The 18451-nt window shown below is 58.7% G+C and carries 10 protein-coding genes, 4 pseudogenes and 1 riboswitch; of the genes and pseudogenes, 6 read left to right on the top strand and 8 right to left on the bottom strand.

Annotation, left to right across the window (positions count from 1 at the left end):
- Positions 1-174 precede the first annotated feature (174 nt).
- Positions 175-352, top strand: a riboswitch (Lysine riboswitch).
- A 125-nt stretch (positions 353-477) separates the two neighbouring features.
- Entirely contained in the window at positions 478-2091 is a 1614-nt protein-coding gene (locus OZX74_RS03360; protein WP_277157126.1) for an amino acid permease, read from the top strand.
- 221 nt (positions 2092-2312) lie between these two features.
- On the opposite strand, the gene OZX74_RS03355 is transcribed toward OZX74_RS03360, so the two are convergent.
- The 5 genes from OZX74_RS03355 to OZX74_RS03335 all read right to left on the bottom strand — a co-directional run bounded on the left by OZX74_RS03355 (position 2313) and on the right by OZX74_RS03335 (position 8332).
- Positions 2313-2966 (bottom strand): Type 1 glutamine amidotransferase-like domain-containing protein, encoded by a 654-nt coding sequence (locus OZX74_RS03355; RefSeq protein WP_277157125.1) that lies wholly within the window; start codon positions 2964-2966, stop codon positions 2313-2315.
- 199 nt (positions 2967-3165) lie between these two features.
- Positions 3166-3969 carry a pyrroline-5-carboxylate reductase gene (proC, locus tag OZX74_RS03350; RefSeq protein ID WP_277157124.1) on the bottom strand — a complete coding sequence of 268 codons (804 nt, stop codon included), beginning with the start codon at positions 3967-3969 and terminating at the stop codon, positions 3166-3168.
- A gap of 119 nt (positions 3970-4088) precedes the next feature.
- Positions 4089-5033: a beta-galactosidase small subunit gene (locus OZX74_RS03345; protein WP_277157123.1), complete on the bottom strand. Its 945-nt coding sequence runs from the start codon at positions 5031-5033 to the stop codon at positions 4089-4091.
- Positions 5023-6915, bottom strand: a complete 1893-nt coding sequence (locus OZX74_RS03340) for a glycoside hydrolase family 2 TIM barrel-domain containing protein (protein ID WP_277157122.1) — start codon at positions 6913-6915, stop codon at positions 5023-5025. Before OZX74_RS03340 ends, OZX74_RS03345 begins: the two co-directional genes overlap by 11 nt.
- A 61-nt stretch (positions 6916-6976) precedes the next feature.
- Positions 6977-8332, bottom strand: coding sequence for an alpha/beta fold hydrolase (locus OZX74_RS03335; protein WP_277157121.1), 1356 nt, complete (start codon positions 8330-8332; stop codon positions 6977-6979).
- 453 nt (positions 8333-8785) lie between these two features.
- Here OZX74_RS03335 and OZX74_RS09115 point away from each other — a divergent pair.
- The 5 genes and pseudogenes from OZX74_RS09115 to OZX74_RS09105 all read left to right on the top strand — a co-directional run.
- Positions 8786-9433 (top strand): annotated as a pseudogene (locus OZX74_RS09115) (histidine kinase dimerization/phosphoacceptor domain-containing protein); the annotation flags it as partial.
- A gap of 3 nt (positions 9434-9436) precedes the next feature.
- Positions 9437-10234 carry an ATP-binding protein gene (locus tag OZX74_RS03325; protein WP_277157493.1) on the top strand — a complete coding sequence of 266 codons (798 nt, stop codon included), beginning with the start codon at positions 9437-9439 and terminating at the stop codon, positions 10232-10234.
- Between the two features lie 226 nt (positions 10235-10460).
- Positions 10461-11369: a hypothetical protein gene (locus tag OZX74_RS03320; protein ID WP_277157120.1), complete on the top strand. Its 909-nt coding sequence runs from the start codon at positions 10461-10463 to the stop codon at positions 11367-11369.
- Positions 11370-11514: 145 nt separating this feature from the next.
- A pseudogene (locus tag OZX74_RS09110) lies at positions 11515-11973 on the top strand (response regulator transcription factor); the annotation flags it as partial.
- 257 nt (positions 11974-12230) lie between these two features.
- A pseudogene (locus OZX74_RS09105) lies at positions 12231-12416 on the top strand (LuxR C-terminal-related transcriptional regulator); the annotation flags it as partial.
- A gap of 341 nt (positions 12417-12757) precedes the next feature.
- On the opposite strand, the pseudogene OZX74_RS03310 reads toward OZX74_RS09105, so the two are convergent.
- The 3 genes and pseudogenes from OZX74_RS03310 to OZX74_RS03300 form a co-directional block, all read right to left on the bottom strand.
- Positions 12758-15404 (bottom strand): annotated as a pseudogene (locus OZX74_RS03310) (FtsX-like permease family protein).
- 197 nt (positions 15405-15601) lie between these two features.
- Positions 15602-16450, bottom strand: coding sequence for an ABC transporter ATP-binding protein (locus tag OZX74_RS03305; protein ID WP_277157403.1), 849 nt, complete (start codon positions 16448-16450; stop codon positions 15602-15604).
- 531 nt (positions 16451-16981) lie between these two features.
- Positions 16982-18304, bottom strand: coding sequence for an O-acetylhomoserine aminocarboxypropyltransferase/cysteine synthase family protein (locus OZX74_RS03300; RefSeq protein ID WP_277157119.1), 1323 nt, complete (start codon positions 18302-18304; stop codon positions 16982-16984).
- Positions 18305-18451 lie beyond the last annotated feature (147 nt).

Below are 18451 nucleotides of genomic sequence, written 5' to 3'. Positions count from 1 at the left end.
CTATGAATACGACACGCCTGACGGAGTCCCACTGTTCATCGGAATCGTACGAAATCTGTAATCAGCCGATGAAGAAGGAAACAAACCAATGAACCAAATACGACATCATGGTGGTTATCAGCATACAATACTCATCATTTGTCTCGAAAACCACCTATAGTCGCACATATCATCAATCACAGAAGAGGTCGCTGAATCCATCAGTAACCGGCCAGAGACGCGGTGGCGCCCATGAAGGTCGGTGAAAGGGCATTCAGCCGAAATTTCCTGTCGCCTCCGAGATGGGAAGTTGGGTCTGGGTCCAAGAAATCCAGAACTGTCGCGGACAACACCGCGGAGCGCTATCGATGAGAATCGTTGTGAGGCTTTTTCGCGATGAGGCGTGGCTTTATTGATCAACCCGGTCCTCATCAGGCGAGTACCACAACGACAATTCGCATCATCTGTAGGCTTCTTCCCTACCGGAAGGAAAGCAGTATGTCGGCACAAACCGACCATACCGAAAACACGCCCAGCACATCAGCGTCGTCTTCGGCGAGCAGGGCAACGACAGGCAAAGCGGCAAGTCAATCAACCACAGCCGGAGTCAACACCGCGGCGACACATCCCATCCCGCCGATCGGCAACAAGGGCAAGTCGGGAGGCGTGCAGCGCAACTTGAAGACTCGTCACGTCTCGATGATCGCGCTCGGCGGATGCATCGGCACCGGCCTGTTCATGACCTCGGGCTCCACCATCTCCAAGGCCGGCCCAGGCGGCGGACTGGTGGCCTACATCGCCATGGGCATCATGGTCTACTTCCTGATGACCAGCCTCGGGGAGCTCGCGACCAACCAGCCGGTCTCTGGCTCCTTCGCCACGTATAACGCCAAATACGTCGACCCGGCGCTCGGATTCGCCATGGGCTGGAACTATTGGTTCAACTGGGCCATCACCGTCGCCGTCGACATCTCCACGGCAGCCCTGCTCATCCAATATTGGCTGCCGAACACCCCGGGCTGGATATGGAGCCTCATCGTCTTGGTGGTCATCTTCCTGATCAACGCCCTGACCGTCTCCGCATTCGGCGAGACGGAGTATTGGTTGTCGCTGATCAAGGTCATCACCGTCATCGTCTTCCTCGTACTCGGTTTCGCCATGATCTTCGGCATCATGTTCCATCCGGCAGTCGGCTTCGGCAACTTCACCTACAAGGACGCCCCGTTCGTCGGCGGTTTCCCGGCTATCCTGAGCGTCTTCCTCATCGCCGGCTTCTCGTTCCAGGGCACGGAGCTCATCGGCGTGACCGCAGGCGAGTCGGCCGACCCGGAGCATGCGGTGCCCAAGGCCATCAACAGCGTATTCTGGCGCATCCTGCTCTTCTATGTCCTCTCGATCTTCGTGATCGCCGCGCTCATCCCCTACACCAGCCCGAACCTGCTTTCGGCGGCCGACGGCAACATCGCGATGTCCCCCTTCACGTTGGTCTTCAAGCGGGCTGGCCTCGCCTTCGCCGCAAGCCTGATGAACGCCATCGTGCTGACCGCAGTGCTTTCGGCGGCCAACTCGGGCATGTACGCCTCGACCCGCATGCTCTACTCGCTGGCCGATGACGGCTACGCCCCGAAGTTCTTCTCACGCACGACCAAGCACGGCATTCCGCTGGCGGCGCTCATCGTTACGACCATCATTTCGCTAGCCACGTTCGCCGCCTCGATTTTCGGCCAGAAGATCTACATGTGGCTTGTGGCGGCCTCCGGACTGACCGGTTTCATCGCCTGGGTCGGCATCGCCATCAGCCATTTCCGTTTCCGTCGCGCGTTCATCAAGCAAGGCCACCAGCTTTCGGAGCTGAAGTACCACGCGAAGCTCTTCCCGCTCGGCCCGATCATCGCGCTCATTCTGTGCATCGTGGTCATCGGCGGGCAGAACATCGACGCGTTCGTCCATTGGGACTGGCAACAAATCGGCATCACCTACATCGGCTTGCCGTTGGTACTCATCCTCTACATCGGTTATAAGATCAAGTACCATACTCACATCATCCCGCTGGACGAAGTGGACGTCTCCCCCTCCGACCTGTCAAAAGGACACCCAGGGACGGAGGCCTAAGCCAAAAAGCATCAGGCGCTTTCACCGCCCAACAAAATAGGGCATCCGGCAGTGCAAAATGCCGGATGCCCTATTTATTCTGTCTGTTGAGGCGGCTTTATACCGTACCCATCACATATGGGCAAAACAAAATCGGATGATTGCCACGATCGTGACATACCAGAGCAAAAGGAAAACGGACAAGCCAATAATCGCCAGACCCCCACAACGAACCCGACAATTCACAGAGAATGATGACGCAACGAGTGATGAAAATGGGTACGAACGTTTTTGCCTTTGACCACGAGCGTCCAGGCATCGCCCAGTGCGTGGATGAGATGGCCTTCCTCACGCTCGGCGGCGGCGATGGCTCGAGCGGCACGGCCCATGACCGGGTTGTCGAGATGCGGAACCACACGGAAATCGACCAGGTTGAGGCCCGCGACGTCCTTCAGCGAAGGCGCCGCGCTTCGCTCATCCATTTTGCCAATGTAATCAATATCAGGCCCGGCGACAACGGCTCCGGCGGAAACCCCGACGTAGGTCTTGCCTGCGGCCACCTGTTCGACGATGAGGTCGGCAGCACCCGAACGCTTCAACTCATGCAGCAGGAAGAAGGTGTTGCCACCGCCCACCCAGATGATGTCGCAGGTCGAAAGGATATAGCGAATCTCCTCATAGCTGGCGCCGGCAACCTCAAGCATGTGCACGCGAAACCCAGCGAAACGCAGCATACGACGAATCAACGGTCGCGCATAACGAGAGATTCCCCGTTTGTCAGCCGTGGGAATATAGGCGATACGCAACCCAGAATGCAGGACATGTTGCGATGGCAACGTATTGAGCAACGAACGCAGGGCAGGCATCGCACTTGATGCCAGAAGTATTCTGCCCATGCTGTTTCGCCCTCGATTTCTGTCGCGCTTTTGCCGGTTGCCGTCGATTGCCGATTTATTTCATTTTAACGCTACAAACAGAGACATAGAGATATTCCATGAGATTTATTGCACAATTAATACCAGTCATGCAATAAAACATGATTCAAACCGACAATGTCGCAATCTTAAGGAATCGACAAGCACGGTCCCGGCTTATTCAGCCGTTCTGGATGGCGTCGACCCCGGAAATCACCGCTCCGCGGAAGCCCTGCTTTTCCAGCTCGGTGACGCCTTTGATGGTGGTGCCGCCCGGCGAGCAGACCGCATCCTTCATCGCACCGGGATTGGTGCCGGTGGCCATGTAAAGCGCCCCGACACCTTCGGTCATCTTCGCGGCGAGACGGTAGGCGGTCTCGCGCTTCAGGCCGTATTTCACGCCGGCGTCGGCAAGCGCCTCGATGTAGATGGCGGTGAAGGCGGGCGCGCAGCCGGCCACGGACGAGCCGATGTCCATCAGCGGGGTGTCGACCCGTTCGATCAAGGCGATCGACGAGAACAGCGCCTCGAAAGTCTCACGCTGGGAATCGGCGAGCGTGTTCGCGTTTTCGGTGACGAGGATGCCCTGACCGACTTCGATGGGCGTGTTGGGAATCACGCATTGCACATGGGCATCATCGCCCAGAAGCCTTTGATAGTAATCAAGGTTGCGGCCAGCGGCAATGGAAATGACGAATTTGTTTGCGCCTTTGAGCTCATCCAGAACATCGGCGAGCGCCGTTTCAATCTGACCGGGCTTGACGGCGACGATGACGACATCGGCGGCTGCGACCGTTTCCACGGCGCTATGGGTGGCCTTGGCACCAATGGCTGATGCGGCGGTCTGCGCCTTGTCGAAATGGCCGGAGTTGGCGACGATCTGCGATCCGTCGATCACTCCCCCGTTGACCAGACCTTTGGCGATGCCTTGCGCCATGTTGCCGAAGCCGATGAATCCTACCGTTACGCTGTTCAAGTCTTTCATATCCAAACCTTTCGATGATGATGTCGATATTATACGTCGAAGGGCATGAATGGCCTCGCCGCACCCCACGGTAAAGCCTGAAAAGCAAGCGGAACCCGCAGGCCTGCATCCGCACGGGATTACGGTCGCATAACGAAGGAAAAGTCGATGTCCTTCTTGCCGCTTATCGAATGCTTTTCGCCAACAGGCGCACCCCAACTGTCGATACCGCCTACGCCTCGGACGGCTCCGTATATCGTCATCACCGTCCGCCTTGCCGGAGGCAGTTCCTCCTGATGGGTGGCGTTCTCGAGTTCCAGCGGGGTATACGGCAGGCAGCTGAACGCGAAAGGCCTGTCAAGGCAGGCGAAGGTGAGACTGAACGGCGCGATGGCGGCGTCGGCGTTGTTGAGCGTCGTTTCCCGTTCGACACGCACCCAGTCGGTATCCATATGCATGCCGCATTCCTGGGGCACCAGATATGGGGTGACGGGCAGGCCAACGACGGCGACAAGCTGTTTCTTGCCTGCACCGAGCCGATCGGGATAGGTCTCGCCCGGCAGGCCGAAGTAGGTGAAACCGGTGGCCGGCGTCGGCATGACCATACGCAGCCCGAAAGCCGGCAGTTCCGGCAGCCCTTTTTGGCCGTGGTAGTGCGCGGCCACCGTCAGATTCCCCGCAGCATCAAGCGTATAGCGGACATCCACCGTCGTGGCCGGAACGGTCGGCGTGGTGAACGTATAGCACAGCGAGGCAACAGAGGCATACAGCTGTCCTCCCGTGCTTCCGTCCGCAGGGGTGTAGGGAATGACGACCGGTTTGCCGTCGACTTCGAGGCTGGGGCGTCCGGCCGTGCTGAACAGGTCGGCACCGACCCATTGCGCCGAACGGCATGAGAACCCGTTGCCTCGGTCGTTGTCGGTCGTCGCTCTCCAGAACGCCGGACGCGGGGCGCTATACAGCCATTCCTTGCCTCCGGTTTTCAACGAGACCAGGCCGGTGCGGTAATCGAACAGGCAATCGCGGCCGCAGGCATGCAGGCCGATCATCTCTTCATCGATGACAATGCGTACGTTATCGGTCATATCTGCCATACTCCTCGTTCACTTCCTGCATCGCGGGCTTTTCGTTTCCATCGGCGAACAGCAACCCGTCGCCGGAGAACTGGCGTTCGGTGGGCCGATCGTCGAAATCACCGCCGTAGCGCATCACCTTGCGCCCGGTGACGCTATCGGTAACCTCGATGGCCTGGTCCTTGAAGTCCCAGATGAAGCCGCCGGCATATTGCGGGTAGCGGTCGAACAGATCCATATACGCGCGAAGACCGCCGACGGAATTGCCCATGCTGTGCATGTATTCGCAAAGGACGAACGGCTTTTTCGGGTCGCTTTCGAGATATTTGGCCGCGTCCGTGGGCGTCGCGTACATCCTGCTTTCGAAATCGGATATCCGGTCCTCGTACTTGCGATTGTGAACGACCCCTTCATAGTGCACCGGTCGGGTCGGATCGGTCTTTTTGTAATACTCGTTCATCGCCGCGATGTTCTCGCCGGCGTAGGATTCGTTACCGAGCGACCAAAAGAGAATCGAAGGATGGTTCTTGAGCGTCTCGTACTGGGTGCGGGCGCGGTCGATGACCATCTCACGCCATTGTGGGAAGCTGCCGGGCACATTGTAGGAGCCGTCCTCGCCGCCGAGCTTCTGCCAGGTGCCATGCGATTCCATATTCGTTTCGGCCATCACGTAGATTCCGGCCTCGTCGCACATCCGGTACCATTCAAGCCGGTCGGGGTAATGGCAGGTGCGCACGGCGTTGATATGGTTCGCCCTGATGGCGGCCATATCGGCGTCCATATCCGCCTGCGTGATGGCACGGCCTCGCGTGGCGCTCCATTCGTGGCGGTTGACGCCGAGCAGGAGCAGGCGTTTGCCGTTGAGACGAACGACCTTATCGGCGCCGATCTCGATGCGCCGGAACCCCACGGCCTGCGGCACAACCTCCACAATCTCGCCTTCGGCATTGAACACGGTGAGCGTGAGACGATACAGGTAGGGATTGGCGTGCGACCACAGATGCGGGTTTTTAACGATGCAAGCCGGCCAGTTGGTTTCCCCTTGCGCGTCGATGGTTTCGTCGACGATGACGTTGCCGTCGCAATCGGCCAGTTGCATCGTCACCTTGGACCCGTTTTGCACCGGCGTTAGCCTGGCACCGACGTTGAGCACGCCGGTATGGTCATCGTCTTTCAGGACCGGCCTGACGTCCAGATCCTCGACATGCGTTTCAGGAAGCGACAACAGGCTCACCGGACGGAAGATGCCGAAGAAACGGAAGAAATCCTGATCCTCGATCCAGCTGGCCGTGCAATGCCGGAAAACCGCCACGGCGATGAGGTTCTCACCGACATGGGCATACGGACTCAGATCGAAAGTGCTGGGAGTGAACGAATCCTCGGCATACCCTACGAATTGCCCGTTGCACCACAGGTAAAACGCACGTTCCACCCCCTCGAAACGGATATGCAGCGGACGCTCGGCCCAGCTTCCGTCAAGGATGAATATATTACGATAGAGACCTACCGGGTTGTCTTTCGCCTGCGAAAAACTGCCTGCCTGCGGATCTTCCGGCGGGGTCGTGTACGCAGGACGCCTGAAAACGGAACCTTCCCACGGATAAGCGGTGTTGGTGTATTCGACTTGCGCATAACCGGAAAGTTCAATATGCCCGGGAACCTCGATAAGCCCGAACCCCTCGCTCGAGGCATCCGGCAGATAGAACCCATCCGGGATAAGCGCGGGATTGTCCACGTACGAGAATCGCCATTGGCCGTCAAGAACGCGGACAAGGCTCGACCGGCCTTCATCCGCCTCCTGAATATTGGCGTAACAGCAGTGATCGGAATGCGCGGGTAATTCATTGATCCTGAACGTCTGCGGCTCGTCAAGCCATGTCAACGATGGTTCCATATATTTCTTTTCTGTAGGATACAGCTGTTTTCAGGGTGCCACAGCACATGGAACGACGGTTCTAGAACAGCCCCTGCAAATCCCCTCGGTCGAGGGCCTCGTGGTAAAGATGGTCGAACACCGCTCCGCCATGGTGGATGCCGTCGTGCTGATACTCATTGGTAACCCAGGCGTGCGAGTTGCCCACGCGCGAAAGCGTGTCGAGCTGCATGCCGGAATCGACGTACATGTCATCGAAATAGACCGCGGCCTGAAGCGGGACCTCGTTACGACCCAGCTGGGTGGCGTCGTAGACCTTGCCGAAACGGGTATCGCCCATCAGCTCCTCGACCGCGGGCTTGAACGGACGCAACGCACGCTCCTGGTCGTACATCCACGGGAACATCGCCTCGCCGGTAAACAACAGCGGCCGACGATCGACATCGAACTCAGGATGCTCGTCACGCACCTGCTGAGCCGCCCATCCGATTGGCTTCTCGAGTTCGCCATCAGCATAGATGAACTCCTGCAACGGCCAATACAGAGGGGTGGAGGATGTCGCTTCCATCACGGATTCAAGGAACTGGTCAGACAGCGGGGAATGGCTGTTGGCCGTCCCGTCTCCGGCGGCGAACGCAATGTCCACCAACCAGTGCAGGCGCTCCGGGCTGGGCTGCATACCGAAATCGCTGCCCAGGGTCTGCAGGCGCTCGACGGTCAACGGATCGCCATTGGGCAGAGTGACCGGGGAATTCCTTTTAGCCGCAATGATATGGTCGGCCACAGCTGCCACACGCTCGATATCCTGCGGATAGCGGCTATAATATATATGCGTTTTGCTGGCCATCCTCGGGAATGTGTGTTCATAGACCTCGCGGGCGTTGGCCGGAATGTGCGGGATACCGCCCATGGTAAAGCTCGCGATCGCCCCTTCGGAACACGAAGAAAGATAGGCAAGAGTGAGAAACCCTCCGTAGCTTTGCCCCAACGTCACCCATTTCCTGCCCCCGAACTCCGTGAGGCGAAGGTGCTCGAAATCGCGGACGATGGAGCCTGCCAGGAAACATTTGAGATATTCCGCCTGGGCGCGCGCACCATCGATACGTTGCATTGCGTTCGAATCGACGCATGAGGAACGCCCCGTGCCCCGCTGATCAGGAAGGATGACACGGAAATGCTTGATGGCCTCGGCAATCCATCCGTCGCTCGACGGGTTCAACGGACGCGGGCCGGCACCGCCGGGACCACCCTGCAGGAAAATCAGCAGCGGCAAATCGTCATGGACATGCTCCGGAGCGGTGACCACGCGATAAAACAGGCTCAGCGACTCGCCCGTGAATCCTTTGCCAGGTTCATTGCCACGCCAGTCAAGCGGCACCTTGAGGGAATGGTCTTCCACAGCAAGTCCAGGTACATAATATTTTGCCAGTAAAGTCATATCTCTCCCTTGAACTTCGGCAACCCTTCGGGTGTACTGTACAACGACCATGTTTCGTATTCCATACAAACATCCATTATTCGACTAATAAATATCATATATGAAATACACTTCGCTGTCATTATACATAGTTCTCCTTGATTGGAATAGCCTTTCAACATAAAACCCAAAAGGAAGGTTGCGTTCATCGGTTTCAAACCCTCGAAATACGTTCACCCTGAGATTTCTCAGGCTTAAAACCAAACGTCATTCCCGAGTACGATACCGAAGGCGATTGTCCTGCGATAGTCTTGGAACCATGAACAAGATACGGCGGTTCGGCAAGTGGCTGGCGCATAACCCGTTGGTCGGGGATGTGCTGCTGGCGCTCGTCGCGTTGTTTTTCGCGCTTGTCAGCACCACCACCGATGAAGGCGGGCTGTGGGTCAGCTATAGCGAGGGCTGGCAGTTCGTATGGTCGTGCGCGCTGATCGTGCCGATCGTCTTCCGCCGCCGTTACCCACAGGGCGCCGCCCTGGCATTCGCGGGTCTCGCCGTCCTGCAGCTGCTCACCGGGCCGGGCTACGTCTTCGGCGACATTCTCGCCGTGGTGATGCTGTATTCGGTCATCGTCTACGGCGACCCGTCGCACAGCAAGGCCTTCATCGTTCTGGCGTTCGTCATCGGCGGCGCGGCGGCTCCGATCATCGCTTGGGGCATGGAGATCGGCCCTCTGTACAATCCCATGCATGCAGGCGATTCGGAAAGTTGGGTCTATTATTCCTGCCATACCGCCTATACTTCCGGCCTTACCCCCTCGTGCGGCGCAAACCTTTTCGGCACCGCACTTTTCCTATTCGTCTGCATCGTCACCGTACTGGTCGCCGCCTGCTTCATGGGCTATCGCTCACGGATAAGGCTCGCCACCGCGTCCTGCTGCGCGAACGTAACGAGGCGTTGGCCGCACGCGAACAGGAGAATCTCGACATCGCACGCACCGCCGAACGCGCGCGCATCGCCCGCGACATGCATGACATGGTGGCCCACACGCTTTCCACCATCATCATCCAGTCGGACGGCGGCAGGTACGCAGGCGCGAAAGACCCGGCAAAAGCGCGGGAAATCATGGAGACCATTCGACATGAATCGCAACGCGCCCAGCATGATATGGACGGGCTTTTAAGCGCGTTCGGCGGAATCTCGCACGCCGGGTATGGCGATATTGCGGGGCTTGTCAAGCAAGCCAATGTAACCGCACAGACCACCAACGGAAACGTAATACACACTGTCGGCGGCAACACCAGCCCGCAACCGGAACGACTGGGCGATAAGGCGCAATCCGCCATCTACCATGCCGTGCTGGAGGCGCTGACCAACGCCCGCAAATACGCCGGCAAAGGCGTTACCGTTGAAGTCAAGGAGACTTGGAGCGATAACGGTCTGCATTTGACCGTGCGCGACAACGGCAATGGCGCCGCGGCAACGCTTGACGGGCATCGACCCGGCTACGGGATCACCGGCATGCGCGAACGCATCGAGGCCGTGGGCGGAATAGTTGCCGCCGGACCTCGCGTGGGAGGCGGCTTCGAGGTCGACATAGATTTGCCGTTTGACAGAACCTCAAAGGCATCATCCGAAACGGCATCGCCGTCCAAAGCGACATCACCGACCGACACAGCGCAGTCATCGCAAACCAGGTCTTTGCCTCAAACGACACCAACGTCGCAGGCAGACCCTTCGTTTCAAACAGCATCCCCGTCGCCGGCAAAACCATTATCCCAAGCAGTATCGCAGTCACAAGCAGAGAAAAAAATCCGCCGGCCGCATTTCCGCCGAGGCAGTTACGAGTTCGGTTTACAGGAAACCACTGGATTCCGGACTCGCCGACGACGAACCATGCAATGCGACACCCACCAAACGTAATGCAGAACCATATGGGATTCAAAGCCTCGAAGCAAACGAACAACAACCAAACGGCATCGAGGTCCATCACCGTTCCCGCCGCTTCAATCTCCAGGCACACGCAAACGGCTCCACTGCGGAACCGGCAACCCAGCAGGCTGCGGCTCGCCTCAACTGGGCTGAACGCCTATCGGAATTCTTCGCGAGACATTATGTACTCTCCGACGCCATCATCGCGTTGGCGCTGATGGCCATCATCTTCTCTTGGAGCGTGATGACGTTCCGATACGACGACGGCAGCCACATCATGATGCTCGGCACCTCGGCCCACGCTTCCACACTTGTGCTGAATATCGCGGATATCGTCGTCAGCTTGGTCGTGTTTGCAACCCTGGCGCTTCGCCGGCGTTTCCCACAAACCGCGGCAGCCGTCATGGTCGTTGCGGCGACATTCTCGCTGTGCTTTCTGCGAGGACATACCATCCGCCGTGTTCTACGCACCGATATCGCTCTATTCGGTGTGCCTGTACGGCAAGGGGCATTCCCGCCGCTGGGCAAGCATAGCCGCAGTGGCGGGATCGGTGATGTTCGGTATCCGCTTCAGCGGTTCGTTCGTCGGCTATCCGACGCTGGTCGATTGGGTAATGAACCGGCAGCAATACCCCGGGGTTTACGGGACACGAGGCAGCTATCCTCACGAAATCGTCGGGTTCATATTCCTTGCGCTGGCGATATGCGCAGTGGCCATCGGAGCCGCACTTTGGGTGCGGGCCAGCGGCACAAATGCCATGGTGCTCGAGGCCCGACACCAGGCGTTGGAAGCGGAATCAAAACGCAGGTTCGGGCGGCCAACCACGAACGCGAGCGCATCGGGGCGCAGATCCGTGGCGAGGTCAGCGAAACGTTGGCCGTGGTCATCGACAAGGCCGACGCGGGCATCGCCATGCTCGACCGGGACGCGGCGGCAGGCGTCGCTACCTCCTCGGAGGCCATCGTCGAGGCGTTCCGTTCCATCGGCGAGCAGGGACGCGAGTCGCTGGCCCACATGCGCTCACTGCTGCGCGTGCTGCGCGAAACCGGCGGCAGCGACGACAACCCGGCCGTCTCCCAACCGCTGCTGCACCCTATCACAGGGATGAAAAGCAAAGAAGACTAGGCAAGACTTCCTTCATTTATCACCATTGACCATTATTCGTGATCAAAAAATCATCGAAATAAGAAGTCATCTGCGGTGATATTTCGTAGCATTATTGATCATATAGCCTCAAGCTTTGCCGCCGCGTCTTGCTAACCTTGCAAGTATGAGTGAAACAGCGCCTATCCAAGTCCTTATCGCCGACGATCAGGAGCTGGTGAGGGCGGGTTTCGCCATGGTCATCGATTCACAGGACGATATGCAGGTGGTCGGGCAGGCTTCCAACGGCGCCGAAGCGGTGTCGCTGAGTCTTGATCTCCAGCCGGATGTGGTGCTGATGGATGTGCGCATGCCCGGCACCGACGGCATCGAGGCAACCAGGCTCATCATCGATGCGGAACGCGAGGCAGGCAACGACGTCCCCAAAACGCACGTCATCATCTTGACGACCTTCGATCTCGACGAATACGTGATGAGCGCCATCGACGCCGGAGCCTCAGGGTTTCTGTTGAAAGACACCGAACCGGAGACACTGCTTTCCTCGATCCGAACGGTTTATCAAGGCAACGCCATCATCGCCCCGACAGCCACCAAACGGCTTATCGAGAAGATGGTCGACGGCGAGTTGGGAGCAACGCGCGCGGCGGCAAAAGGTCCGTCAATGCCGACAATGGCGGAAATGCTCAAAATAACGGCAATACAAACAATGTCGGAGGTTACCACAGCGGAAGCAATAATAATACAACCAACATCGGTTCCGCCTCAGAACCGAACGGCAGCGATTACTTCAATGGTTTGAATGGCGACAACCTTAACACCCAGGTTTCGCAGCAAGACACCAGCAACACACCGCTTCCCTACCACGACCCAGCGGCCGATACACTGACCGACCGCGAACGCGAGGTCCTGGTCGAAATCGCGCATGGCCTGTCCAACCAGGAGATCGCCGACAAACTGTGCATCAGCCTGCCCACCGTCAAGACTCACGTCGCTCATATCTTGCAGAAAACCTATTCGCGCGACCGCGTTCAGGCCGTCGTCTTCGCCTACGACAACAAGCTCGTCTGACTGTTAGCACGGAAAATCTTATTCCACGAAATCAGGTTTCCGTACTACTCAAATCAACGACTCCAGATTCGAGAATCCCCGAATTCCGCCATTCCTTCCATACGCACGGAACGAAATCACAGCACGGGACACTTTTTAGATGCGGAATTCGTTTCCGTCCCGCAAGAGCACAGCATTACACACAATCTATCGATGATTGCCATTCCGTGCTCCCGTCAGCATTTTTACGCTATCGTTCGCAAGCTCTTCCAACGAAAAAGCGGTCCGCCCGAGACTGGAATACCAGTATCGAACGGACCGCGACTGTTACGAGGCGGATGCCTGTCGCACTCGCCAGATGTCTATGCTTCGGCGAGCGCCTCGACCGGCGGGGTCTTCACCGCACGTCTGGCCGGCAAGATGCTCGAAGCCAACGCAGCCAGGGCGGCGATCAGCAGGACGATGCCGTTGAACTTCCAGTCGAAGAGGTAGGCCGTCTTGCCGTAGAGGCTGAAGACCATGTAGGAACCGAGCCAGCCGAAGGCGGTGCCGAGGATGACGCCGACCACGCCGGAGACCAGCGCGATCAGGAGCGCCTCGCAGGCCAGTGAGCGACGCAGCTGGCCGCGTGTCATGCCGATGGCACGCAGGGTGGCCGATTCGCGGGTGCGCTCGATCACCGACAGGCTCAGCGTGTTGGCCACGCCGATCAGCGCGATGAGCACGGCGACGGCGAGCAGGGCGACCAGCACCCTCATGATGGTGTCGATCTGCGTGTCCCAGGTGACGCGCTCGGAAATCGGGCCGGAGATGTTGACGCCATCGGTGGATCCCAACGCATCCTGCACCGCTGCGAACGTATCCGCAACGCTTGACGCGTTCATGTCGAATTTCGTCAAAAGCATGTGTCCGTCGCTTTTGACGTTGCTGCCGGTAAGCGTCGACTGGTCGACGAAAACGACCATGGAATACATGCTGGTGATACTGCGGAAATCAACTTGCTTGACCTTCATCGCAGGCAAATCGACATGGTTCTTGGAACCATCCTTGCCGACGTTGTCGAAGGGTAACGGAGTTGTTGGCAAAGTTGAGCTTCTTGCCGGTTTGGGCGTTGTAAAGCGGAGCAAGGACGGTGCCCGGGGCGATGGTGCCGGAAGAGATATCCGTACGCAGCACCTTCTGCAGGGCCTGCTTGTCGTTGACCGCGACCAGCAATACGCTGAAATCGTGATCAGCGCCCTCGTTCTTGATGTTCGCCGTGGCGGTGGGCGCGTAGAACGTGTCCGAAATGCCCTTGATCTTGGCGACCTTGTCGGCGGTGCGCTGGCTCAGTCCATTGCCTTCCGCCGCCATGTCGACGCTGTAGTGGGCGTCGAGCGTGGAATCCATGGTCTGTTTGCCGCAGGCCGCGCCGGTGGCGATGGTCGAAACCAAGGTGACGCCGATCAGCAGGGCGACGCCGGTGGCGGCGACGCGACGCGGGTTCTTCTGGATATTGCCGTCGGCTATCTTGGCGGACGGGCCGACGTGGGCGACCAGCGCACCGATGCCGCGCATCAGCACCGGCAGCCAGAACGTGGCGGTGACGGCCAGACCGATGAAGAGCAGAGCACAGCCGCCCATGGCGGAGAGCAACGCAAATTCATACTCGGTATCGTTGCCGTTGCGGGCTGTGTGGGTCAATACCTCAGGAATTTTGCTGGCACCGAGCGCGCAACAGACGACACCGACAACGATCATCAAGGTACCGAGCACGCCGCGCACCCTTCCGGCCTTGCGGGTATCGGTGACCTCGATCGGGCGCAGCGCCTCAAGCGGGGTCACGGCCGTGGCGGAGCGCGCGGAGCCGATGGAGGCGAGCACCGTCATGATAATGCCGAAGGCGAGCGGCACTACGATGACCGGCCATGAGATGATGAGTTTCATCGTGGCACCCATATCTCCCAGCGCCACGCCGAACTTGCTCATCGCGCCCATCAATCCGATGGCCACGACCACGCCGAGCGCTGAGGCAATCAGGCCCAAAGTGCCGGCCTCAAAAAGCACGGAACGGTAAAGCTGCCCCTTCTTTGCGCCGATGGTGCGCAGCAGGGCAAGCGTGCGGCGACGCTGGGCGATCAGCACCTGGAAGGTGTTGGCGATGACCAAGGCGGCCACGAACATGGCAAGGATGCCGAAGACCAGAAGGAAGATCTTCACCGGCGAGCTTCCGTTGGAACTCAGCTGCTTCAGCTCCTCGTCGCCCAGATGCTGACGGGTATCGACGGCGAACTTCTTGCCGAGGACCTGCTTGGCTTGCGGAATGGCCGTCGAAGCCTTGGACGAATCCACATTGAACAGCAGACCATTGGAGGGAACGTCATTGAAGGAATCGACATGGTAGAGATCCGTCAGCACCTGTGGAGAGACCAGCGTCACTCCACCATACGTGGTGTAGCTGCCGCTCTCGTCTCTGGTAAGGCCCACCAAGGTCGCCTTGGCGCTAGGCGCATTGCTGGAACCGCCCTCAGAAAGGGTAAGTTTGAACGTATCACCAATCTTCAGGTGCATTTTATCGGCCATCTTCTCGGGGATGGCGGCCTCGTCGGATTTGACGGGATTATGGCCTTTTACCACCTCAACCGGCTGAAGCCTGTCGCTGGTGGAGCCCAGACCGTACATAGTGGTGGACGAATCATCGCCCTTCTTGACATGACCATCGCCATAGACCAAGGGCTGGGTTGCCGTGACACCGTTCACCTTCTCAATCTCGTCGGTCTTGAAAGTGCCGACGACCGGTGGGTCGTCATCGCTGTAGGTGCTGCTGTCGCCGCCGTTCGTGTCTTTGAGCATCGCCACGTAGTCGGCCTGCATGAAACGCGAGGTCAGCTGCGTGCGCAGCGAGTCGTCCATCGCGTTGCCGAACAGGAAGGTCGCGGCGATGAAGGCGGTGCCGATCAGGATGGCGATGCCGGCGGGAATGAGCATCTTCCCGTTCTTTTTCATAAGTTTAAGTGTTACTGAGAACATCTTTGGTTCCTTTTGCTTTCGTTCTACAAGTTCGTTTGCCGGTATTTTTAGAAGAGGACGTTCGCTGCGTTTCGATTGTGGTTTAATCGTTGCTTGAATATGTTGCGGCCATGATTACCGCCATTTGACGAGGACGTCATGATATCGAAACGAATCCAAAAGACCATACAAAACTCAACGACGCCGACTCTCCGGATTCACCTGGCGACTTGCGCGTGCTTCGGCTTGCCATCCATCAACTGGCTCATCGTGGGAGCCGCCCCCTGCCGGGCGGCGCGTTCGCTTTCCTCCATCAGCAACTCGCTCATGTGTTCGGCGGTCGGGTGCTCAACGTCGGCGACGATGCGACCGTCTGCGAAGACGATGGCGCGGTCGGCATAGGAGGCGGCCACCGCGTCATGGGTGACCATGACCACGGTCTGCCCGAACTCGCGCACGCTGCGCTTGAGGAAGCTCAGGACCTCGGCGCTGGAAACGGAATCGAGGTTGCCGGTCGGTTCGTCGGCGAAGACCACCTGCGGCTTGGAGATCAGCGCACGGGCGATGGCGACGCGCTGCTGCTGACCGCCGGAAAGCTCGTTCGGACGGTGCTTAAGACGTTGTGTCAAACCGAGGGTTTCGACCAACGTGTCGAACCATTTCCTGTCGACCTTGTCACCGGCCAGCGTCAGGGGCATCACGATGTTCTGCTCGGCGGTGAACATTGGCAACAGGTTGAAGCTTTGGAAGATGAAGCCGATCTCGTTGCGACGCAGCATGGTGAGCTGGTTGTCGTTCATCTTGGTGATGTCTTGGCCGCCTAAGATGACGCGACCGCTGGTCACCGAATCAAGGCCTGCGAGCGTATGCATCATCGTCGATTTGCCGGAACCGGAGGGGCCCATGATGGCGGTGAACTTGCCCTTTTCGAAACCGACGTTGACATTGCGCAACGCGTGCACCACGTTCTCGCCCTTGCCGTAGTCCTTGACCAGGTCGATGGCTTCGACCGCGAATTCCTTGCGCTGCTGGGGCTGAGATTGGGGCTGGACTGGGCTCTGCTGCACCGGCTGCTGAGGCTGAGTTTGGGCCTGCGTCGGCGGGAACAACGGCGACTGAGGCTGTACTTGTTGGAATTGCGACTGTTGCTGTTGCGCTGGCTGTGAAGGCTGCTGGTACACCGGCGGATACTGCTGGGGCTGAGCCTCTGTCTGTTGTAGACGCTGCTGCGTTTGCGGCGGGACGAAAGAAGGTGTTGGAACGTCGGTATTCGGCGCGGCTGCAGGGTTATCTTGGTTTGTGCCGCCGCCCAAGTCCGGATTGATGATGTTCAGGAACTCGTTGCCGGCATTGCCGCCGTAGAAGCTGTTGGGGTTCATGTGGACTCCTTTGTTGAGGTCACTGCTTGTCTGATACCTCAGATTCTAAAAGAATCCGCCCGCATCCCCCATCGTGCGCAGGAATGAATTTTCAGCGTATAGCCGTGTCCGCAGGATTTGAACACCATCGTTCGAAAGGATGAGACGAGTGAAGAAATGAACATGCGAAAGGGCGAATACCGGAATCATTCGGTATCCGCCCTTGGTATCTCAACCGCCTTATTTGGCCAGGCCGGAGGCACGAACCGCCTCGAAGCCACCCCTCAGATCGTCGAGGATGTCATCGATGTATTCGGTGCCGATCGACAGGCGAATGGTGCCTGGGTGGATGCCTTGGCTCTCCAGCTCCTCGCGCGTCTCCTGGGCGTGGGTGGTGGAGGCCGGATGGACCACAAGGCTCTTGACGTCGGCGACATTGGCCAGCAGGCTGAACAGATGCAGATTGTTGATGAACACGCGTGCCGCGTCCTTGCCGCCTTTGATGTCGAAGGTGAAGATCGAGCCGGCTCCGTTCGGGAAGTACTTCTCATAGAGCTCATGGTCGATGCGGCCGGGAATCGAGGGGTGCGAGACGGATTCGACCTCGGGGACGGTGCGCAGGTATTCGACCACCTTGAGGGCGTTCTGAACGTGACGCTCGACGCGCAGCGACAGCGTCTCGGTGCCCTGCAGCAACAGCCACGCGGCGAACGGGCTGATGCAGGCGCCGGTGTCGCGCAGGAAGATGGCGCGGGCGCGGGTGACGAAGGCCGTGGAGCCCAGCGCCTCGTAGAAATTCATGCCGTGATAGGAGGGGTCCGGCTCGGTAAGTGTCGGGAATTTGCCCGGCACCTCGGCCCAGTTGAAGTGGCCGCCCTCGACGATCAGGCCGCCCAAGGTCGTGCCGTGTCCGCCGATGAACTTGGTGGCCGATTCCACCACGATGTCCGCGCCATGCTCGAGTGGGCGGAAGAGATACGGGGTGGCGAAGGTGTTGTCGACGAAGACGGGAAGATGATGGGCATGCGCGATCTTGGAGATGGCCTCGAAATCAGGCAGGTCGGCGTTGGGGTTGCCGAAGGTCTCGAAGTAGACGAGCTTCGTGTTGTCCTGAATAGCGTCTTCGAAGTTCTGCGGATCGGCCGGGTCGACGAAGGTGGTGGTGATGCCGTCGCGCGGCAGGGTGTGGCGCATCAGGTTGAAGGTGCCGCCGTAGATGTGCGAGGAGGAGACGATGTGGTCGCCGGTCTGCGTGATGTTGCGCAGCGCCGCTTCGACCGCGGCCGCCCCGCTGGCCAGTGCGAGCGCCGCGGTGCCGCCTTCGAGCGCGGCCATGCGACGTTCGAAGACATCCTCGGTCGAATTGGTCAGGCGCCCGTAGATATTGCCCGGATCCTCAAGCGCGAAGCGCGCCTCGGCATGGTCGAAATCATGGAAAACGTAGCTGGTGGTGGCGTAGATCGGCACCGCGCGCGCATCGGTGGCGGGGTCGGCCTCCTCCTGGCCCACATGCAGCTGCAGTGTCTCGAAATGATACTTCTTCGGTGCGGTCTCGTCGCTCATAACGGCTCCTTTGATATACGCGAATGCACAATATGGTTATCCCAAGTTTGAGCGTAAACCGGCAGGACACGCACGGCAAGCGCGACGCTATCCCGGTAATCTATAACGCCTTGAAACTCTTAGGAATTCCGCCATTCTTTGCACAAC

Origin of the sequence: Bifidobacterium sp. ESL0798 (assembly GCF_029395415.1) — a bacterium.
GTDB lineage: Bacteria > Actinomycetota > Actinomycetes > Actinomycetales > Bifidobacteriaceae > Bifidobacterium.
The sequence above is the reverse complement of the archived record's forward strand: the minus strand, read 5'-3'. Positions and strand labels throughout refer to the sequence as shown.